Below are 19,657 nucleotides of genomic sequence, written 5' to 3'. Positions count from 1 at the left end.
TCTTGCATGTTCCATATTTACTGCCCTTACTGCGAAGAGCATCGCGAAGAGGAAGAGTTCCATCCGCGTGGCCAGGCCCACCTGCAGCGCCCCGCCGATCCGGAGAACTGTTCCGATAAGGAATGGGGCGACTATCTGTTCTTCCGCGACAACCCCCGCGGCATTCATCACGAGCTGTGGGTGCATTCCGTCGGCTGCCGCAAGTTCTTCAACATCACGCGGCATACCGCGAACTACGAGATCCTCGAAACCTACAAGATGGGCGAGCGCCCTTCGATCACTGCCGAAACGCTGGCCGCCGACGAGCGCCAGTCCGGCGTTCAGGCCGCGTCCGGCGGCTGGCAGACGGTCGGCGCGCGCCCCGAAGACGAAGCGTTGAACACGGAGGCACGGGCATGACGCAGATCCATCGATCCAACCGCGGCGGTCGTATCGATCGCTCCCGCGAACTCTCCTTCACGTTCAACGGCAAGCGCTACACGGGCTACGCCGGCGATACCCTGGCCTCCGCCCTGCTGGCCAACGGCGTGGATATCGTCAACCGCAGCTTCAAGTATTCACGGCCGCGCGGCATCGTCGCGGCGGGCCCTGAAGAACCCAATGCCGTCGTGCAGCTGGGCGCCAGCGAAGCGGCTCAGGTACCCAACGTCCGCGCCACCCAGCAGGCGCTCTACGAAGGGCTGGTGGCGCGCAGCACCAACGGCTGGCCGAACGTGCAGCGCGACATGATGGGGATGATCGGCAAGTTGGGCGGCAGCTTCATGCCGCCGGGGTTCTACTACAAGACCTTCATGGCGCCGGCCTCGATGTGGATGACCTACGAGAAGTACATCCGCAAGGGCGCCGGTCTGGGGCGTAGCCCGCTCGAGTCCGATCCGGACATCTACGACCACATCAACCAGCATTGCGACGTGCTGATCATCGGCGGCGGTGCCGCCGGTCTGGCAGCGGCCCGCATCGCTGCCGACAGCGGCGCCCGCGTCATGCTCTGCGACGAACAGGAAGAGCTGGGAGGTTCGCTGCTGGATAGCCGCGAGACGCTCGACGGCCTGCCGGCGCCGGAATGGGTATCGCAAGTGGTCACCGAGCTGGCGGGAAGAGAGAACGTCGAGCTGCTGCCCCGAACGACCGCCAACGGCTATCACGACCACAACTTCGTCACGCTCCACGAGCGTCGCACCGAACATCTCTCGGATACCGCGCCCGCCGTGAACCACCGTCCGCAGGCGCGCTCTCGGCTGCATCGCGTGCGCGCCAGGCATGTCATCCTGGCGACGGGCACCCATGAGCGTCCGCTGGTCTACGGCAACAACGACGTCCCCGGCAACATGGTCGCCGGTGCGGTGTCCACCTACATTCGACGTTTCGGCGTCGTACCCGGCCACAAGCTGGTGCTGTCGGTCAGCAACGATCACGCCTATCGCACGGCGCTGGACTGGCACGAGTCCGGTCGTGAAGTGGTGGCGATCGTCGATGCCCGCGCCACTTCTCAGGGTGAACTGGCTGAACAGGCCCGCGCCCAGGGGATCCGGATCATCAACCAGAGCGCCGTCATCGAAGCCAAGGGCAGCGATCGCGTCACGGCGGCTCGCATCGCCAGGGTCGATCTGGATGCGTTCTGCGTTCTCGGTCACGAAGAGACGTTGAGCTGCGACACCATCGCCAGCTCCGGCGGCTACAGTCCCGTCATTCATCTCTCCTCCCATACCGGAACCCGGCCCGTATGGCGTGACGACGTGCTGGGCTTCGTGCCCGGCGACGTCAAGGGCATGACATCGGTGGGTGGCGTTCACGGTGTCTTCGCCCTGAAGGCAGTGCTCGAGCATGCCACCGAAGGGACTCGCCGCGCGCTGGAGGCCATCGGGTTCGACGGTGCCTCGTCCGCACCCGGGCTGCCTGACGTCGCCGAACGGCGCGAGGCCCCGGCCTGCGCGCTCTTCCAGGTGCCCCACGTGAAGTCGGCCATGCGAGCCCCCAAGCAGTTCGTCGATCTCCAGAACGACGTCACTGCCGCGGGTATCGAACTGGCCACGCGCGAAGGGTTCGAATCGATCGAGCACGTCAAGCGCTACACCGCGCTGGGCTTCGGCACCGATCAGGGGAAACTCGGCAACATCAACGGCATGGCAATTGCCGCCCGTTGCCTGAAGCGTTCGATCCCGGAAGTCGGCACCACCGTCTTCCGACCCAATTACACGCCGGTAACCTTCGGTGCCATCGTCGGCCGCCACTGCCGGGAGCTGTTCGACCCTGAGCGCTACACCGCCCTGCACGCCTGGCATGTCGAGCATGGCGCGGAATTCGAGGACGTCGGCCAGTGGAAGCGCCCTTGGTACTTTCCACAAGTACGCGCCGGAGCCGTCAGCGGCGAACGCGAGAGCATGGCAGAAGCGGTGGCCCGCGAGTGTCTGGCGGTGCGCGAGAAAGTCGGCATCCTCGATGCTTCTACGCTCGGCAAGATCGATATCCAGGGGCCGGATGCGCGGGAATTCCTGGGCCGGGTGTACACCAACAAGTGGGCCAAGCTGGCACCTGGCCGCGTGCGTTATGGCCTGATGTGCAAAGACGACGGCATGTTGATGGACGACGGCACCACCAGCTGCCTGGCCGAGAATCACTTCCTGATGACCACCACCACCGGTGGCGCCGCCGGCGTGATGGAGTGGTTGGAGCTGTGGCATCAGACCGAATGGCCGGAGCTCGAGGTCTACTTCACCTCGGTGACCGACCACTGGGCGACCATGACCGTCACCGGGCCACAAGCGCGCAAGCTGATGTCGGAGGTGACCGACATCGATCTGTCCCCGGATCAGTTCAAGTTCATGGACTGGCGCGAGGGCAACGTTGCCGGCATTCCGGCTCGCGTATTCCGGATCTCCTTCACCGGCGAACTGGCCTACGAGATCAACGTCCAGGCCAACTATGCGATGCCGGTCTGGAAGGCCCTGTTCGAGAAAGGCGACAAGTACGGGCTGACCCCCTACGGCACCGAGACCATGCACGTGCTGCGCGCCGAGAAAGGCCTGATCATCGTCGGCCAGGACACCGACGGTTCGGTCACGCCCGAGGATCTGGGCATGCAGTGGGCGGTGGGCTACGACAAGCCGTTCTCCTGGATCGGCAAACGCGCGTTGACCCGCCCTGACACGGCGCGAACCGACCGCAAGCAGTTCGTGGGGCTCAAGCCCAGGGATCCCAAGGTCGTGCTGGAGGAAGGCGCGCAGATCGTCTTCGATCCCGAGCAGAGCATTCCGATGACGATGGTCGGCCACGTCACCTCCAGCTACTACAGCCCCAACCTCGGTCACGGGTTTGCCCTCGCCGTCATCAAGGGCGGCCGCGATCGCCTGGGGCAGACGGTCTATCTGCCGATGAAGGATGGCGTCGTGCACGAAGCGGAAATCGTCAGCCCGGTCTTTATCGATCCCAAAGGAGAACGTCAGAATGTCTGAGATTCGTGAATTCGACTGCCGGCCGAACGATCAGACCGGTGCAGAGTCGCCCCTCGCCTGGTCGTTTCAGCGCGGTCCGGCGCCCGCCGCGGACGCACAGGCCGGGGTGACGCTTCGGGAATCCGCCTTCATGGGCCATCTGATCCTGCGGGGCGGCGCCATCGTCCTGGATGAGGCCGTGCGCGAGGTGCTGGGCATCAACCTGCCGGCGCGGCCCAACACCCTGGCCGTGGATACCAAGGGCGAGCGTTCGATCCAGTGGCTATCGCCGGACGAGTGGCTGATTCTGGTTCCCGGCGGCGAAGAGTTCGTGCTGGAGAAGGCGCTTCGCCATGCCCTGGGGCAAGCACACTTCAGCCTCGTCAATGTCAGTGGCGGTCAGACCGTCATCACCTTGCGCGGCCCCAAGGCACGCGAGACGTTGAAGAAGTCGACGCCCTACGACGTTCACCCGTCGGCGTTCCCGGTCGGCAAGGGCGTTACCACGATCTTCGCCAAGACCTCCCTTATCTTGCGCCAACCCCAGGCGGACTGCTGGGAGCTCATCGTGCGCCGCAGTTTTGCCGACTACGTCTACCGATGGCTCCTCGATGCCGCCGCAGAGTTCGGTGTGACGGTCGAGCGTCGATGAGACAGAAGGCCGATGTGCAATCGGCCTTCCTATACCCAGGAGCCCCGTCAGTGGAGAACAATAAAGCGATGAACAACAAATCGACGAACAACAACTGGATCCTCACCGCCCAGTGCCCCAGCCGCCTGGGCACCATCGATGTCGTGACGCGCTTTCTCAAAGAGTCACGCTGCTATGTCAATGAAATCAGCTCGTTCAACGACGCGCCAGCCGAACGCTTCTTCATCCGCGTGGCCTTCCAGCCGGACAGGACGCTGACGTTCGACAAGGACCGCTTTGCGGAATCCTTTGCGGCGAGAGCGCAGGAGTTCGACATGACGTTCGAGCTCAGCTCCAGTGCCGAGCGAATGAAGACCGTCATCCTCGTTTCCAAGGCGGATCACTGCCTCAACGATCTGCTCTATCGCTATCGGACCGGCCAACTGGCGCTCGACGTCAAGGCCATCGTGTCCAACCACCCGGACCTGGAACCGCTCGCCAGGTGGCACAACATTCCGTACCACTACCTGCCGGTCACCCCCGAGACCAAGACAACACAGGAAGCGCAGATTCGAGCGGTGATCGATGACATGGACGCTGACCTGATCGTTCTCGCCCGATACATGCAGGTGCTTTCACCGCAGCTCTGTGACGCCCTGAATGGGCGCGCCATCAATATCCATCACTCGCTTCTCCCCGGCTTCAAAGGCGCCCGGCCCTATCACCAGGCGTATGAAAAAGGGGTAAAGCTGGTCGGCGCCACGGCGCACTATATCAATAACGATCTCGACGAAGGCCCGATCATCGCCCAGGGTGTCGAATCGGTGGATCACGCCTACTTTCCGGAAGATCTGGTCAACAAGGGCCGGGATATCGAGTGTCTTACGCTGGCTCGCGCGATTCAGTACCACACCGAAAGACGCGTTTTCCTCCATGCCCAAAAGACCGTCATTCTCAGCAAGTGACAGCACTCGTCATGGAGGATGACTGAAAGACGCTTGGTACCTCTGAATCCGACAGACCTTGCCCCTGTGCCACAACTCGAATACTGTACACAAATACAGTATTCGAGACGGATCACAGGGTCGCCGCATGGAACTGATCGACAAGCTTTCCATCCTCGCCGATGCCGCCAAGTATGACGCTTCCTGCGCCAGCAGCGGCGCACCCAAGCGCTCGTCACGGGGCAAGGCGGGGCTCGGGTCGTCATCCGGCATGGGGATCTGTCACAGTTTTACCCCGGACGGGCGCTGCGTCTCGCTGCTCAAGGTGCTGCTGACCAACTTTTGCCTGTTCGATTGCCAGTACTGTGTCAATCGACGCTCGAGCAACGTGCCGCGGGCGCGCTTCACGCCGGAAGAAGTCGTCCGATTGACGCTATCGTTCTACCGCCGCAACACCATCAGCGGGCTTTTCCTGAGCTCCGGCATCATTCGCTCCAGCGACTACACCATGGAGCAGCTGATTCGCGTGGCCAGGCTGCTGCGCGAAACGCACCAGTTTCGCGGCTATATCCATCTCAAGGCGATTCCGGAAGCGGATCCCAGACTGCTCGAGGAGGCCGGACGCTACGCCGACCGGCTAAGCGCCAACATCGAGCTGCCGACGCTGACCAGCCTGAAGACGCTGGCCCCGGAAAAGGAGCTCGGCACCATCCACGCCGCGATGGGCCACATTCGCCAGGGAATCGACGCCACCAACGACGACATCGCGCGAGATGCCAGGCACCTGCCGCGCAGCGCCAATCCGAAGCGCATGGCGCCGCGCTACGCGCCCGGTGGCCAGAGCACGCAGATGATCGTCGGCGCGGATGCCACCGACGACCGCACGATCCTCCAGTCCGCCCAGCATCTCTACCGGAATTTCCGTCTCAAGCGCGTCTATTACTCGGCGTTCAGTCCGATTCCCGAACGCCCTGCCGGGCTGCCCCAGGCTGCGCCGCCGCTGCAGCGGGAGCATCGGCTGTATCAGGCCGACTTTCTGATCCGCAGCTACGGCTTTCAGGCCGAGGAGCTGCTGAACGCACCGGGCAATCTGGATCTGGAGATCGATCCCAAACTGGCCTGGGCGCTGGCCCATCGCAATGACTTCCCGGTGGATCTCAACCGAGCCGAACCGGCCATGATCGCCCGCGTCCCCGGCATCGGTTTGCGCAGCGTACAGCGGCTGGTCGATCTGCGACGGTTGCGGCGCATTCGCTATCAGGACCTGGTGGCGCTGCGCTGCCGGCTGGACACCCTGCGGCCCTTCGTGGTGACGCAGGACTACCGCCCCACCGATGCCGATCGAGACAGCACCCGGCTGCGACAGAACCTGACCGCGCCGCAGCCGTCCCAGATGGCGTTGTGGTAGCACCGAATAGAATATTGGAGATAGCACGAAGGAGATCTCGTCATGCACGGTGTCTCAACGCTCCCGGCGTCATGCGTTGCCTGGGCCGACGATTTCGATGAATGGCGGCAGCAGGCGCGCCAGTTGCTCCAGGCTGGCATCCCGCCGCCTCGCGTGACCTGGCACGATGGCGAGGCGCGCCACGACGACCTGTTCGCGTCACCGACGATATCCGAGCGACCGTCAAGCCCGGAGGGCGCTTCGACACCGATAAGCATCGGTCGCGACCAGTTGGCGCTGCTTCGCAATGCTGCCCGCTATCGCCCCCGCGGGAGCGAACAGCCACGCTGGCCGTTGCTGTATCGGGTTCTGTGGCGAGTGGTCCAGAGCGATGCGACGGCCATGCATCCCGCCGATGAGGATGGCCGCGTGCTGCACCAGCGCTGGCATGCGATCAAGCGGGAAGCGCATCACATGCACGCCTTCCTGCGGTTTCATCGTCGCGACGATGCGCACGGTGAACGCTATGTCGCCTGGTTCGAGCCCGCGCATGAGATCCTCGATCTAGGCGCGGAGCACTTTGCCGATCGCATGGGCGGCTCGCGCTGGATCATCGCCACGCCGGGAGGTGGCGTCAGCTGGGATGGCACGACCCTCGACTACCGCGCCCCCTGCCCCGAAAACTGGACCCGCGAAGCACGGGCGGCCGCCAATCGTTCCAATGCCGACGAAGAACATGCTCTCTGGCGGACCTATTTCGTCAGCACGTTCAACCCGGCGCGTCTCAACCACAAGGTGATGACCCAGCACATGCCACAGCGCTTCTGGCGTCATCTCAGCGAAGGCGACCTGATCCCGACGATGGAAGCGAAGGCGCGCCACGGCGGCCAGCGCCTGGCGCAGGAGACGAGCGTGGGTCAGCGCCAGGGGAAGACGCTGAGTGTAAAGCTGCCCGCCGACGCCACCCGCCTTCCCAGCCGTCAACGAGATGACGCGCCAACCGATTGATAGGGCGAAATGCCATCTCAATTAGCGCTTTCTTATTCAATCCATTTCTCGAACTTGCTGCATATTGGCGGCGTTTCGCTGATCGATAGCGACCCGCTGGGCGCTGTTTCCTGTCGCCATCCTGCCATGGGATAGCGGCGGGCCAGCGGTGAGCGTTCGCTCGCCTCGAAACGATGACCGCAGCCATGGAGGCTCGGTCCCACCCTCCGCAACGATGGATGTTACGGCTACGTCATCGCAGGACGCATCGACACGACACTCGTCATGAGATGCCTACATGAATGCCTCCTTCTTGATCGATTACCGCCTGTCCAGCGAATGGAACGGGGGTTTTACGCTCGAAATCTATCTGACCTACCAGGGTTGGGAACCGCTCGATGGCTACCAGCTCGATTTCGGCCTCGATGCCGAGCTGAATACGCTCTGGGGCGCCGACCGCTACGAGACGACGGATACCGGTTACCGGATCGAGGACAGCGGGCAGCTCGTTCCCGGCGAGACGGTACGCATCAAGCTCAAGGCGCTGGGCGACGACACGGTGATGCCCCTCGCCCCCACGGTAAATGGCGTGGCCGCCTCGCTGACCGAAGGCGCCCGGCTGCTGACCGAAGCGCTTACGCCGCCCGATCTGCTGGGTGACGACTATTCGTTCGTCGACAACGCCATCACAGTGGATGACGGCATCGACGCCGCCACGCTCAACGCACTCATCGCCGCCGCGCCGGAAGGCGCCACGATCCATCTCGCGGCCGGACGCTACCTGCTCGACGAATCGCTCGTCATCGAACGCTCCGATGTCACCCTGGCGGGCGCCGGTTCCGACGACACCACCCTGGTATTTACCCGGCAGGCACTGGAAAGCGATACGAAAAATGCCATCCGCATCAGCGGAGACGAGGGCGAGACCGTCGCCAGACTCGCCAGTGACGTTCAGCAGGGCGATACCCGACTCACGCTGAGCGAAGGACACGGCCTCGCGGTCGGCGACACGATCCGGCTGGCCCAATCGAATGACGTCGCGTTCCTCGACGCCATCGGCGACAGCGAATGGCGGGAGATGGATTCACCGCTGCGCACCAGCATGGCCCGGATCGTGGCGGTCGACGGCAACGAGATCGTGCTGGATCGCGGCGTACATTTCGACCTCGACGCCGGGGTGACGGAAATCGACAGGATCGAACCGCTGACGGACGTTCGGCTCGAAGGGCTGACCGTGGCATTTACTCTGGGCGAGGCCGACAGCAGCAACTTCAGCAATACGCTGCCGGCGCTATCCCGCTATCACGCGGTGGAGTTCAACGCCACGGTGGGCGCGGCAATGAAAGATGTCGCCGTCGTCGATGGCCCCTCGGTCGCGTTCGAATTCAGCCGCTCGCTGGATCTCGATGTGAAGGAGATCACGGCCAGTGGCAGCTTCAACAAGGGCAGTGACGGCAACGGCTACGCCTACGAGCTGCGGGAGAGCTACGACGGCCAGTTCAGCGGCCTGGAGGATAGCGGCATGCGCCACGGCGTGCTGTTTGCCTCCTGGTACTCCTCGGTCGGCAACGAGATACGCGTCACCTCGACCGACCGCGACATCAACTTCCACGGCGGCCGCGATCATGGCAACAGCGTCCACGTCGAACAGTCGATTCGAGATGCCGGCAACGACAAGATGTCGACGACGGTCTGGATCAACGAAGGCGAGACCTTCGGCGCGCCGACGGACGCGGATGCCAACCTCGTCACCTTCGACTACGTCATCGGTTCGCGCCGCGACGATATCATCCATGCCAGCGACGACGGCGCCTACCTCGATGGCGCGCTGGGCAACGACACCCTGATCGGCGGCAGCGGCGACGACATTCTCGGCGGCGGTGGCGGATGGGGGAGCAACCGCCTCGAGGGCGGCGCGGGAGACGACACCGCGCTCTTCACCGGCGAACTGTCGGACTACGACATCGAGCGTCTCGCCAGCGGCGAATGGTACGTCGCCGGTAACGGAACGCGCGACACGCTCAGCGACATCGAACGCGCCCTGTTCGCCGACGGACAGCTGCTGGATCTGACGACCGGCGCGGTCAGCCAGGTCGATGCAAGGGCCGATGTCGCGCCCGAGACGTACTGGGCCAGCCGGGACAGCCTCGATATCACGGATGCCACGGATACCGCGGGTGCCAGCTCGCTTCACGCCTCGTTCGACGTCGTCAGTCGCTGGTCCAGCGGGTACGTCATGGGTGTCACGATCACCAACGACGGCGACGCAGCCGTGGAGGTCGATGACGTTGCGCTGAATCTGGCGAGCGATGTGCATGCGTTCTATGGCGCCAGCCTCGCCTCGCGGCAGGGCGACGACTACCGGGTCGATGTCACCAGTCGTTCGCTCGAAGCCGGCGAGTCCATGCGCTTCTCGTTCAAGGCCTACGCGGATACCAGCGACATCCCGCGGGAGATCCTTCTGAATGGAGCCTCGGTCACGATCGACGAGGGATCGCTACCGGATGGTAGCCGTCTCGCCAGCGCCCTCGTCGATGCCGATCGCACCATCACGGCTTCCGGTGACGAAACGCTGACCGGCGGCAGCGGCAACGACACCCTGATTGGCAATGCCGGAGACAACGTGTTGATGGGCAGCCTGGGCGCCGACCGGCTTGAGGGCGGCGGTGGCCAGGATCGGTTCGTGTGGCAGGCAGCGATGGAATCGACGCCGCTGTCGATCGATGAAATCGTCGATTTCGGCGACGACGATCTGATCGACCTCTCCTCGCTGGACGCCGACATCACCCAGGCGGGCCGTCAGGCATTCCAGTGGCTGGGGGCGGAAAGCTTTACCGGCGACGCCGGTCAACTTCGCTATGCCGACGACCAGTTGCAGGGTGACATCAACGGCGACGGCCTCTCCGATCTGGTCATCGGTGTGCAGAACCTGAACCCGATGGATAGCGGATTCCTGATCCTGAGCTAAGCATCCACTTTTCCTTTACTGCTTGATGATGGCGGCGCCGCATTCCTCGTTAATGCGGCGTCGATCTTTCTCACCATACGAAACCAAAGCGCTACAGAGCGTATCCCTATCGTGCCCTGGAACTGCGTAGGATTCCGTCGCCAATTGATCCAGATCAACAAAAGGGAGCCACATGATTCGTGTCGATAACGAGGTAACCGCCGAGGAACTCGAGCAGATCATCAATGAAGAGGCCAATCGCGACGAAACGGTCAAACTGGAGGCCGGTGAATATCACTTCGACCAGGCCCTGACCATTACCCGTTCAGACGTCTCTCTGGTCGGCGAAGGCAGCGACGATACACGACTGACCTTTACCGACGACGCGCTGGAGGACAACGACGACAATGCCATTCTGGTCAGCGGCGAGAAGGCAGACACGATCGGCAAGATCGAATCCGACGTCGACGAAGGCGAGGACGTGCTCAAGCTCGACGATGCCGACTCGCTGACGGCGGGCGACACGATCCGCATCGCGCAGGACAACGACACCGAGTATCTCAACGAGATCGACGATCATGACTGGCGCGAACTGGACTCGCCGCTGCGAACGAGCATGGCGAAAGTGACCGACGTCGATGGCGACTACGTCACGCTGGACCGCGGCGTTCATTTCGACTTCGATCATCACGAGGCCGAAGTCACCCGGATCGACAGCGCCGATGATGTCTCGCTGCGCGGCTTTTCGGTCGGCTTCGAACTGGGCGAACCCGATGACGACGAGTTCAGCAACGAACTCGACGACCTCACCGGCTATCACGCCATCGAGTATGCCGACACGACAGACGGCGAGCTCGACGATGTCGCCGTGATCGACGGCCCCTCGACCGCCTTCGAATTCTCGCGCTCGCTGGACATGGATGCCGACTCCCTGACCGCCGAGGGCAGCTTCAACAAGGGGTCCGGCGGCAACGGCTACGCCTTCGAACTGCGCGAGAGCTACGATGGCACCTTCGACGATCTGAGCGACAGCGGCATGCGTCATGGCCTGCTGTTCGCCTCCTGGCACTCCTCGGTGGGCAATGACGTCGAAGTCACCCGAACCGATCGCGACATCAATTTCCACGGCGGCCGCGATCACGACAATCGCGTTCACGTCCAGCATTCGGTCCGCGACCCGGACAACGACAAGATCTCCTCCACGCTATGGGTCAACGAAGGCGAGTCCTTCGGCGCCCCCACCGACATGTCGACCAACGACGTCACCTTCGACGATGTCGTCGGCTCGCGTCGAGACGATATCGTGCACGGCAGCGACGACGGGGTGACACTCTTCGGCGGTACGGGCAGCGATACGCTCTTCGGCGGTGATGGCGACGACGTTCTCGCGCCCGGCAGCGGCTGGGGGCAAGACTGGCTCGATGGTGGCGATGGCCATGACATCGCCAGGATGGAGGGCAACCGCAACGACTATGCCGTCGACCGGCACGACGACCTGGTGACCGTCGACGGCAACGGCATCGAGGCGACACTGGTGGGCATCCAGGAACTCATCTTCGACGACGGCGGCCTGTCGCTCTAGTCAGACCGCCGGCCGTGGCGTCAGGGCGTGTCGATCCTGGCCACGGCGTCACGACTGACCAGCTCGCGCTCGTCGCCGGTCAGTTCGCGCAGCTGGCCATCGCGCATCTCCAGCAGCCGGTCGGCGTGGGCGAAATAGTGATCGTCGTGGCTGATCGCGAAGACCGTGATGCCGAGTTCGCGAAAACGCGGCATCAGCTCGCGGTAGAAGGCGCGGCGGAACTGCGGATCCTGATCCGCGGCCCACTCGTCCAGCAGCAGGATCTGGCGCTGTTCGACCAGCGCCATCAGCAACGCCAGACGCTTGCGCTGGCCCTGGGAGAGTTCGGTATCGAGGATTCGGCCATCCTCGAGCTGCAGCTTGCGCGCGAGCTGCAGCGTCTGCAGCCAGTTGTCCAGCAGTGCGGGATCGGCGCTGCCGCCATGCGGCCCCATCAGCCGATCGAACTGGTGAAAATCGGTGTAGACCGCGGAAAAGCGCTGCCGGTAGCGATGCCACCCCGCTTCATCAATGGCCTCGTCATCGATACGGATCTCGCCCGAGTGCGGGCGGTAGAGCCCGGTCAACAGCTTGGCCAGCGTCGACTTGCCGCTGCCGTTGCCGCCGATCAGGTAGACCTGCTCGCCACGCTTCAGGCGCAGATTGATCGGGCCTATTTCGAAACCCACGCGCGCAAAGCCTTCCCGCCCCGCCCTGGCCGGGTAGCGATAGGTAATGTCGCGCAACTCCAGCGACTGCCACTCGCTGTGCGTCTCGACCAGATCGAAATCGGCACGGTACTCGGCCAGCGCCAGCTCGCGCAGCCTGTCGAAGGAGACCTGCGCGGTGATCAGTGTCGGCGTCGCGCCGACGGCCTGGATCAGCGGCGAGCGCAGAAACAGCAGGGTCAGCGAGAACGTCGCCGCCACCGCAGTGTTCGACCAGCCCAGACCGTTGGCCAGGAAGAACACCAGGCCGATGGCCCCCAGCATCATGATGTTGGTCCAGTTGCCCGCGCTCAGGTGGTAGGTGTCGGCGCGAATGATGTGATCGCGATAGGTGCGGGCGTTGGCACCGTAGACCTCTTCCAGCAGGTGCCGGGCGCGGTCGCGGTTGAGCGCCAGCTCCTTGCGCCCGTGAATGATCGTCTCGTAGTCCTGGTAGAGCCGGCTGTCGGTGGTGCGGGTAATGTGAATGTGGTGATAGACCTTCGATACCAGCCACCAGCCGACCAGCATGGTCACGGCAATCCAGATCGCCGTGATCAGCAGCAGCGGCGGCGAGAGCCAGAACAGGTAGACGACGGAAGCCAGCGTGATGACGACCCCCTGCACCAGTTCCGGCAGGCGGACGAAGGCGATGGTCACGTTGCGGATGTCGCTGGAAAGGCACGACAGCAGATGCGCGCTCCCGAGCTGCTCGAGACGTTCGATGTCGGTATCGAGGATGCGCTTGATCAGGCGGCCGCGTAAGCGGTAGACAAAATGGTGGCCCAGCGTCGTCAGCGCCAGCTGCGATCCCAGCGTGACCGCCAGTAGCAGCGCCACCAGCCCGATGAAAGGCAGCAGAGCCGTGATGGCGGTGCCGTCGGTGACGATCAGGTAGTGGTTGATGAAGGCGATGACGCCGATCCCCAGCGCCGCGCTCAGCAGACTGAGCAGCATGACGCCGATGAACGGCCAGCGATAGTGACGAAAGACGACGCGCAGTAGTTCCATTCGGATTCCGTAGCCGGCGATTGGGCTCGCTCACGATCTTGGACATGGCATTCCGCCATGACACTTCCGACAGAAGCGGCAGCCCGGAAAAGGCTTGTCAGACCCTTGAGCGAGAAGCACGGCGCCGATAGATGACCAGCTCACCGCAGGCGCGAATGATTCTGATCTTCACCCGTGAAGTCAAGCCGCCTGGTGCAGACGACCGGATGTGGACGACCGGGTCGGCTTCGATTCATTCGTCGTCGGAGAACATCATCTGTATTCGCGAGCGCAGCCAACGCTCGGCAGGGTCGTTGTCGTAGACGCTCTGCCACACCATGCTCAGCGGCGACGGCGCACGCTCCAGCGGCATCTCGTCCACCCGCAGCCCGCCCTGCGCGGCCAGCACGTCCGCGGCGTAATCCGGCACGGTGGCGACCATGTCGGTATCCCGCAACAGCGAGGCCAGACTGTTGAACTGCGGGACGGCCAGCACGATGCGGCGCTTGCGGCCTTGCTCGGCGAGCAGATCGTCGACGTAGCCATTGAGATCGCCATCGAATGACACCAGTGCATGCGGCCGCTCGCAGTAGTCGTCGAGGGTCAGTGCCCCCGGGCGGCTATCCGCCCGCAGTACCTTGGCGCGGCTGTGGCGCAGGATCTTCTGCTTCGCATTGGCCGGCAGCTCCCGCGCATAACCGGCGGCAACGGTCACTTCACCGGTATTGAGCAGTTGCGGCATCAGGTGGAAATCGGCCCGCCGGACCACCAGCACGATGCCCGGCGCTTCGGTCCGCAGCCGCTTGAGCAGCGCCGGCAGCAGGGCGAACTCGATGTCGTCGCTCAACCCGATTCGAAACACCGCCTCGCTGGTCTCGGGGTCGAAATCGCTGGTACGGCTGAGCACGTTGGAGATGGCATCGAGGGCGGGTTGCAGCTGTTCGTAGATCTGCTCGGCACGAGCGGTCGGCACCATCTGGCGACCCGTTCGCACCAGCAGCGGATCGTTGAAGACATCCCTGAGCCTGGCAAGTGAGGCACTGGTGGCCGGCTGACCCAGAAACAATCGCTCCGCGGCCCGCGAGACGCTGCGTTCCTGCATCAGGGTCTCGAACACGACCAGCAGCTTGAAATCCACCCCCCTCAGGTCACTACGGTTCATGCCTCTCCTCCCTTCGACGGCTGGCGGCCCACTCGTTGCTCCCGGCACCCGCTGCGGCGATCGCATCACCATGGCGGGTGCTGTATCGATCAGCGTTATAGCCACTATCGATCCCTGAGCATAGTCTTTGCCCGTCATCGTCGATAGAGTCGGGACAAACTCTGGAATCATTGAGGTGCACGATGTCACGTGCGATACAGTTTCAACGTTTCGGCGATGCCGACGTTCTGGAAATCATTGAACGCGACGACCCGCACCCCGCCGCCGGGGAAATCCTGATCGAAACCGAGGCGCTCGGCCTCAACTGGTACGATATCCTGTGGCGGCGCAACATGGCGCCCACGGAGGCCAGGCTGCCGGCCGGCACGGGTAGCGAGATGGCCGGCAGGGTCATCGCCGTCGGCCCGGGGGTGACGGCCTTCTCGCCGGGAGAGCGCGTCGCTTCGATCCCCGCGTTCGATCCCAACAAGTATACGGCACACGCCGAGCGCGTGCTGCTGCCGGCCGAGGCGCTCATTGCCTATCCGGATTGTCTGCCCCCGGCCGAAGCCAGCGTTCACTACGTTCCGTCGCTGATCAGCTGGCTGGGATTTCGCGAGGTGGCCGACCTCAAACCCGGCGAAACGGTGCTGATCACCGGTGCCTGCCATATCGGTGGCCCCTACGCCGTCCAGATCGCCCATGCGCTGGGCGCCCGGGTCATCGCCGCGACACCGCACGAGTCGGCGATCGACTATCTCAAGTCCCTGGGCGCCGACGCGGTGGTACACACGGAAACCCAGGACCTCGTTACCCGGATCAACAAGCTGACCGATCACCATGGCGTCGATGTGGTGCTGGATGCGCTGGGCGGCCCTCAGATGAATCTGCTGGGCGATGTCATGGCGCCTCGGGGCCGGATGATTCTCTACGGCCTGATGGGAGGCAACCAGACCACGTTTCCGGCTCAGGCCGCCTTCCGCAAGAACATCCAGTTCCATGTGCACTGTCTTTCCAACTTCAGCGGCAAGCCGGAACTGGGCATCCCCCAGAACCGGGAAGCATTGGAACGTGCCATTGCCGAGGTCGAGCGGATGACCCGGGCCGGCGAGATCAAGCCGCAGATCGACTACCGCTTCGCGTTCGAGGAGATGGTCGAGGCACATCGCTATCTGGAAACCTGCGCCAATCACCATGGGCGCATCGTGGTCGAAATGGCCTGATCGGCGGGGGCGCGACGGTGATTGGCAAACACGCATTGCCAGTCGCCTGACGGATTGACGACAATACGGCCTTCCACTTTTGTCGCTCTTTCTCTCTCACCGCCCTCAGTCAGGCTAAAGGGCTCAAGGATATTCGATGCTTGCTCAACTGTTCGCGGTCATGGCGCCAGTCCTGGTTGGAGCAAGCATCGGGTTCGGCTGGATTCGCCTGGGGCTGAACTACCCCACCGAGTTCGTCACCAAGCTGGTGTTCAATATCGGTACGCCAGCGTTGGTACTCGCTTCTCTGGCCAATGCCGAGGTCGACCCGCATACCTTCGGGCGTACTCTCGCCACGACTTTCGTGGTCCTGGCCGGCATGGCGGTAGCGAGTTTCGGCGTCGCCAGACTGCTGGGCAAACCCTGGCAGGTGATCATCTCGCCGATGATGTATCCCAATGCCGGCAACATGGGATTGCCGGTTTCGCTTTACGCCTTCGGCAAGGAAGGATTCACCTTCGCCATGACGGCCTGGGTCGCCAACGCGCTGATCCAGTTCACCATCGGCATGATGATGGCCACGCGCGGCAACCCCTGGAAAGCGCTGGCCCGCAATCCCACGCTTTACAGCATCGCCATCTCGCTGACACTGCTGCTGTCCGGCGTTCATCTGCCGGCATGGCTCGGCAATACCGTCCACCTTCTCTCCGGCCTGACCATCCCGCTGATGCTGATAACCCTGGGCGTCTCGCTGGCCAGCATCCAGGCCCGCAGCCTATCTTCGGGATTTCTGTTCACGCTGTGCCGCGTACCCATCGCGCTGGCCCTCTCGTTCGGCATCGCTGCCTGGTTCGGCCTGCCTCCGGTGGCCGCCAGCGCCGTGGCGCTCCAGATGAGCATGCCGGTCGCCGTCTACAACTATCTGTTCGCGCAACGTTCCCGTCGCGAGCCGGAGTACGTCGCCAGCCTGGTGTTCTGCTCCACCGTGCTGGCCTTCGTCTACCTGCCGCTGGAACTGGCCTTCATGCTGTAGCGCATCGCATCCTCGGCTTGCAAAAGCACGACGAGCAACTACATTACAAAGTGTAATCTTGGAAAAGTTAATGGATTACAGCTAGTTGGATGTATAGACAGTCGTATGTATAGATGGCTTTATGCACCGACTAGTTACATGCCTAGATTGCATGTACAGATAGAGAGTCGCACGCCCAAGAAGCCGCAAGGCAAGGAGACACAGATGCAAAACCTGTCATGGAAACAGACACTCGGCGTGGCCACGCTGGCAGCCGGCAGCGTGATGATGTCCCAGGCCGCCCTGGCGCAGGACACCACAGACCCGCAAGGTCTCTACTCCGCCGATGAACTGATGGATGCAGACGTCTTCCTGTCCAGCAAGCCGAATGAAGACATTGGCGATGTCGAGGACATTCTGTTGGGCGAAGACATGAGCGTCCAGGCACTGGTCGTCGAAGCTGGTGGCGTACTCGACATGGGCGACAAGAACTTCGTCGTCCAGAACGGCGAATTCACGGTCGAGACCAACCATGACGAGAGCCTCGACGACATGGAGTATCGCGTCGTACTCGACATGGATGGAAACGCCCTGAAGCAGCAGCCCGAATACACCAACGACTGGTGGCAAAATGCCAAGAACCAGGCGGCCGATGCCTGGGAAAACACCAAGCAAGGCGCTTCCAGTGCCTGGCAGAACACCAAGGCCGCCACTTCAGACCTCCTGGATGATGCCAGCGACGCGATCGACAACAACTGATCGTACCGCGCTCTGATAAAGCATCGAGCCAGATACCGATACAAAAAAACCGCCGACCCGAGGTCGGCGGTTTTTCTTTGGGCGGTTTACGAGACCGCTGCAATCCGGCCCGATTACTGCTGGGGCTGCTGGACCATGCCTTTGACACGCTGCATCAGTTGCGGATCCTGCTGGATGGCCTGACCGATGGAGTTGAACTGCTCGACACTCATGCCGCTGTCCTTCACCGCCTGCACCATTTCGTCATTGGCCTGCTGACGGATCTTCTGCTGCTCGTCTTCGTCGGAAGCGTTCTGCAACTGCTCAGTGTAATCCTGAGAGATCATCGCGATGTTCTGAGAGGCATCGGCGAACTGCTGCAACTGCTCATCGGAAAAATTCTTGGCAGGTGCCTGTGCCTGCGAACCGCTGCCGGCTGCGTTCTGGTCTTGCGCCATGGCTGGTGCGCTGACGAGACCGGTCGTCATCATTGCCGCCGCGAGAAATGCAGTGATCCTTTGCATGAATACCTCCAAGTACGATTTTATGCATGTGCTGTCATGGGATGCCACTCATGGCAGAGAGTTCCGCCCGGAAGTGTTTCGCCTGGAAATTTAATGTTTCCTTAAGAAACTTGAGCGCAATTCCCCTTCCAACTCGCTCCCTCATGGTAACCATTCAACGATAGCCTGAATACCGTCGCGAACCTTGTCGAGCGCCGGTAACGCCATGGGATCGTCATGGCGCTGCGGCTGATGCGCCAGCAGCGCCTCGCCATCGAAGTCCACATAAGCCAGACGCACCGTGAGCTGGGCGGGGTCGCAACCAAAGGCGCTACCCGGCAGCAAGGCTACGCCGGTCTCGGCCAGCAGCCGCGCGGTCAGGTCGGCACTGGTCATGATGCCCCGTTGAGCCAGTCCTTCGCGATGCGCCTCGAAGTCGGGAAACAGGTAGAAGCCGCCGTCGGGAAGATGCGTGCGAATGCCCGCCGCCTGCAGCCGAGTCGCACACCAGTGGCCGATCAGGCCTAGCCATGCTCGCTGGCGATCGAGGTACTCGGTCAATTCCGGCGTCACTCGATAGGCGACGCAGGCGGCCTCCTGAACCGGGCTGGCAACGCTCGACCAGGTCTCCGAGGCGATGCCCAGCAGGCGCGAGACAATCTCGTCTCCCAGCGCTTCGGGCACGTGCATCACCCCCAGCCGCCACCCGCCCGCGCCACACCACTTCGACAGGCCGCTGGTGGTCACCGTGCCCTCCGGGTAGTCGAGCGCGAAGGCGCGATGAGAGCCGTCGTGATCCAGCGGCCCGTAGATCTCGTCGGCCAGCACGATCACGCCATGGCGACGCGCCACCTCGGCCAGCGCCTGCTGGCTGTCGGCATCGGGCGATAATCCGGTGGGATTGCCGGGCGCGTTGAGTATCAGCAGTCGCGTGCGGCTGCCGCCTTCACGGCAATGCGCCTCGAGCTGTTCGGGCGTGATCTGCCAGCGCGTTTCGAAACTCGCCGCCAGCTTGACTGCGGTCTGCCCTGCCAGACGCGCCTGCGGCGCATAGGAAACCCAGGCCGGCGCAGGGATCAGGATTTCCGCCGCTGGCAGCGCCTTGATCAAGGCGAACAGCAGCAATTTGCTGCCGGGGCCGATCAACACCCGTTCGGCTTTCCAATCGGTCCCATCCAGCTCGCGGTGGAAGGCTGCGACCTGCTCGCGCAACGCCGGCAGCCCCTGAACCGGCAGATAGGCCTTGCTGGCGGCGTGTTCGGTCAAGGCCTCCACGGCCGGCCCATAGACCGGGAACGGCGACTGGCCGAAGCCGAACTTGACGATCCGCTCGCCCTTCGACTCGCGCAATCGCGACTGTTCGTTGATTAACAGCGTGTCGGAGGCCGGCGTGGCATTAGCGTCGGCGTGATAGTCGCGATTCAGCAGCTCGGCTGCGAGCCCCGATGAAACGTTCATGACGGGATTTCTCCTGGG

At 63.1% G+C, this 19,657-nt stretch carries 15 protein-coding genes; 11 read left to right on the top strand and 4 right to left on the bottom strand.

The genetic code is table 11. The features are described from left to right. The first annotated feature begins 6 nt into the window (after nucleotides 1-6). The 8 genes from BC443_RS14895 (at nucleotide 7) to BC443_RS14860 (ending at nucleotide 11,909) form a co-directional block, all read left to right on the top strand. Nucleotides 7-399 (top strand): sarcosine oxidase subunit delta, encoded by a 393-nt coding sequence (locus tag BC443_RS14895; RefSeq protein WP_071232620.1) that lies wholly within the window; start codon nucleotides 7-9, stop codon nucleotides 397-399. Continuing rightward, complete coding sequence (locus tag BC443_RS14890) at nucleotides 396-3,452, top strand: sarcosine oxidase subunit alpha family protein (protein ID WP_071232619.1); 3,057 nt, start codon at nucleotides 396-398, stop codon at nucleotides 3,450-3,452. Before BC443_RS14895 ends, BC443_RS14890 begins: the two co-directional genes overlap by 4 nt. After that, nucleotides 3,445-4,083 (top strand): sarcosine oxidase subunit gamma family protein, encoded by a 639-nt coding sequence (gene soxG / locus BC443_RS14885; RefSeq protein WP_071232618.1) that lies wholly within the window; start codon nucleotides 3,445-3,447, stop codon nucleotides 4,081-4,083. The genes BC443_RS14890 and soxG overlap by 8 nt, the downstream gene beginning before the upstream one ends. 68 nt (nucleotides 4,084-4,151) lie before the next feature. Next, a complete protein-coding gene (gene purU, locus BC443_RS14880) occupies nucleotides 4,152-5,027 on the top strand; it encodes a formyltetrahydrofolate deformylase (protein ID WP_071232617.1) in 876 nt (291 codons plus the stop codon). A 127-nt stretch (nucleotides 5,028-5,154) separates the two neighbouring features. Further along, on the top strand, nucleotides 5,155-6,414 hold the full coding sequence (locus tag BC443_RS14875; protein WP_071232616.1) for a putative DNA modification/repair radical SAM protein: 1,260 nt from the start codon (nucleotides 5,155-5,157) through the stop codon (nucleotides 6,412-6,414). A gap of 42 nt (nucleotides 6,415-6,456) precedes the next feature. Beyond that, entirely contained in the window at nucleotides 6,457-7,401 is a 945-nt protein-coding gene (locus BC443_RS14870) for a TIGR03915 family putative DNA repair protein (protein WP_071232615.1), read from the top strand. A gap of 277 nt (nucleotides 7,402-7,678) precedes the next feature. Next, nucleotides 7,679-10,348 carry a cellulose binding domain-containing protein gene (locus tag BC443_RS19255; protein ID WP_071232614.1) on the top strand — a complete coding sequence of 890 codons (2,670 nt, stop codon included), beginning with the start codon at nucleotides 7,679-7,681 and terminating at the stop codon, nucleotides 10,346-10,348. 172 nt (nucleotides 10,349-10,520) lie between these two features. Next, nucleotides 10,521-11,909: a hypothetical protein gene (locus BC443_RS14860; protein ID WP_071232613.1), complete on the top strand. Its 1,389-nt coding sequence runs from the start codon at nucleotides 10,521-10,523 to the stop codon at nucleotides 11,907-11,909. Between the two features lie 20 nt (nucleotides 11,910-11,929). Here the strand turns inward: BC443_RS14860 and BC443_RS14855 are convergent, their stop codons facing one another. Beyond that, complete coding sequence (locus tag BC443_RS14855; RefSeq protein ID WP_071232612.1) at nucleotides 11,930-13,606, bottom strand: multidrug ABC transporter permease/ATP-binding protein; 1,677 nt, start codon at nucleotides 13,604-13,606, stop codon at nucleotides 11,930-11,932. A gap of 232 nt (nucleotides 13,607-13,838) precedes the next feature. Continuing rightward, nucleotides 13,839-14,747: a LysR family transcriptional regulator gene (locus BC443_RS14850; RefSeq protein ID WP_071232611.1), complete on the bottom strand. Its 909-nt coding sequence runs from the start codon at nucleotides 14,745-14,747 to the stop codon at nucleotides 13,839-13,841. A gap of 182 nt (nucleotides 14,748-14,929) precedes the next feature. On the opposite strand from BC443_RS14850, the gene BC443_RS14845 reads away from it, so the two are divergent. The 3 genes from BC443_RS14845 to BC443_RS14835 all read left to right on the top strand — a co-directional run bounded on the left by BC443_RS14845 (nucleotide 14,930) and on the right by BC443_RS14835 (nucleotide 17,699). After that, entirely contained in the window at nucleotides 14,930-15,949 is a 1,020-nt protein-coding gene (locus BC443_RS14845; RefSeq protein ID WP_071232610.1) for a zinc-dependent alcohol dehydrogenase family protein, read from the top strand. 136 nt (nucleotides 15,950-16,085) lie between these two features. Beyond that, entirely contained in the window at nucleotides 16,086-16,961 is an 876-nt protein-coding gene (locus tag BC443_RS14840; RefSeq protein WP_071232609.1) for an AEC family transporter, read from the top strand. A 204-nt stretch (nucleotides 16,962-17,165) separates the two neighbouring features. Continuing rightward, nucleotides 17,166-17,699, top strand: a complete 534-nt coding sequence (locus tag BC443_RS14835) for a PRC-barrel domain-containing protein (protein WP_071232608.1) — start codon at nucleotides 17,166-17,168, stop codon at nucleotides 17,697-17,699. Nucleotides 17,700-17,812: 113 nt separating this feature from the next. On the opposite strand, the gene BC443_RS14830 is transcribed toward BC443_RS14835, so the two are convergent. After that, a complete protein-coding gene (locus BC443_RS14830) occupies nucleotides 17,813-18,202 on the bottom strand; it encodes a DUF4168 domain-containing protein (protein ID WP_071232607.1) in 390 nt (129 codons plus the stop codon). Nucleotides 18,203-18,343: 141 nt separating this feature from the next. Next, nucleotides 18,344-19,639, bottom strand: a complete 1,296-nt coding sequence (locus tag BC443_RS14825) for an aminotransferase class I/II-fold pyridoxal phosphate-dependent enzyme (protein ID WP_071232606.1) — start codon at nucleotides 19,637-19,639, stop codon at nucleotides 18,344-18,346. Nucleotides 19,640-19,657 lie beyond the last annotated feature (18 nt).

The organism is Salinicola sp. MIT1003 (assembly GCF_001858555.1).
Lineage (GTDB): Bacteria > Pseudomonadota > Gammaproteobacteria > Pseudomonadales > Halomonadaceae > Salinicola > Salinicola salarius.
Note: the sequence above shows the minus strand (reverse complement) of the source record. Positions and strands in the feature narration are given on the sequence as shown.

Bases quoted from the DNA above. Each gene is read 5' to 3' on its own strand.
- BC443_RS14860 (WP_071232613.1), top strand. From the start codon at position 10,521: ATGATTCGTGTCGATAACGAGGTAACCGCCGAGGAACTCGAGCAGATC.
- purU (WP_071232617.1), top strand. From the start codon at position 4,152: ATGAACAACAAATCGACGAACAACAACTGGATCCTCACCGCCCAGTGC.
- BC443_RS14840 (WP_071232609.1), top strand. From the start codon at position 16,086: ATGCTTGCTCAACTGTTCGCGGTCATGGCGCCAGTCCTGGTTGGAGCA.
- soxG (WP_071232618.1), top strand. From the start codon at position 3,445: ATGTCTGAGATTCGTGAATTCGACTGCCGGCCGAACGATCAGACCGGT.
- BC443_RS14870 (WP_071232615.1), top strand. From the start codon at position 6,457: ATGCACGGTGTCTCAACGCTCCCGGCGTCATGCGTTGCCTGGGCCGAC.
- BC443_RS14850 (WP_071232611.1), bottom strand. From the start codon at position 14,747: ATGAACCGTAGTGACCTGAGGGGGGTGGATTTCAAGCTGCTGGTCGTG.
- BC443_RS14855 (WP_071232612.1), bottom strand. From the start codon at position 13,606: ATGGAACTACTGCGCGTCGTCTTTCGTCACTATCGCTGGCCGTTCATC.
- BC443_RS14835 (WP_071232608.1), top strand. From the start codon at position 17,166: ATGCAAAACCTGTCATGGAAACAGACACTCGGCGTGGCCACGCTGGCA.
- BC443_RS14890 (WP_071232619.1), top strand. From the start codon at position 396: ATGACGCAGATCCATCGATCCAACCGCGGCGGTCGTATCGATCGCTCC.
- BC443_RS14875 (WP_071232616.1), top strand. From the start codon at position 5,155: ATGGAACTGATCGACAAGCTTTCCATCCTCGCCGATGCCGCCAAGTAT.
- BC443_RS14825 (WP_071232606.1), bottom strand. From the start codon at position 19,639: ATGAACGTTTCATCGGGGCTCGCAGCCGAGCTGCTGAATCGCGACTAT.
- BC443_RS19255 (WP_071232614.1), top strand. From the start codon at position 7,679: ATGAATGCCTCCTTCTTGATCGATTACCGCCTGTCCAGCGAATGGAAC.
- BC443_RS14845 (WP_071232610.1), top strand. From the start codon at position 14,930: ATGTCACGTGCGATACAGTTTCAACGTTTCGGCGATGCCGACGTTCTG.
- BC443_RS14895 (WP_071232620.1), top strand. From the start codon at position 7: ATGTTCCATATTTACTGCCCTTACTGCGAAGAGCATCGCGAAGAGGAA.
- BC443_RS14830 (WP_071232607.1), bottom strand. From the start codon at position 18,202: ATGCAAAGGATCACTGCATTTCTCGCGGCGGCAATGATGACGACCGGT.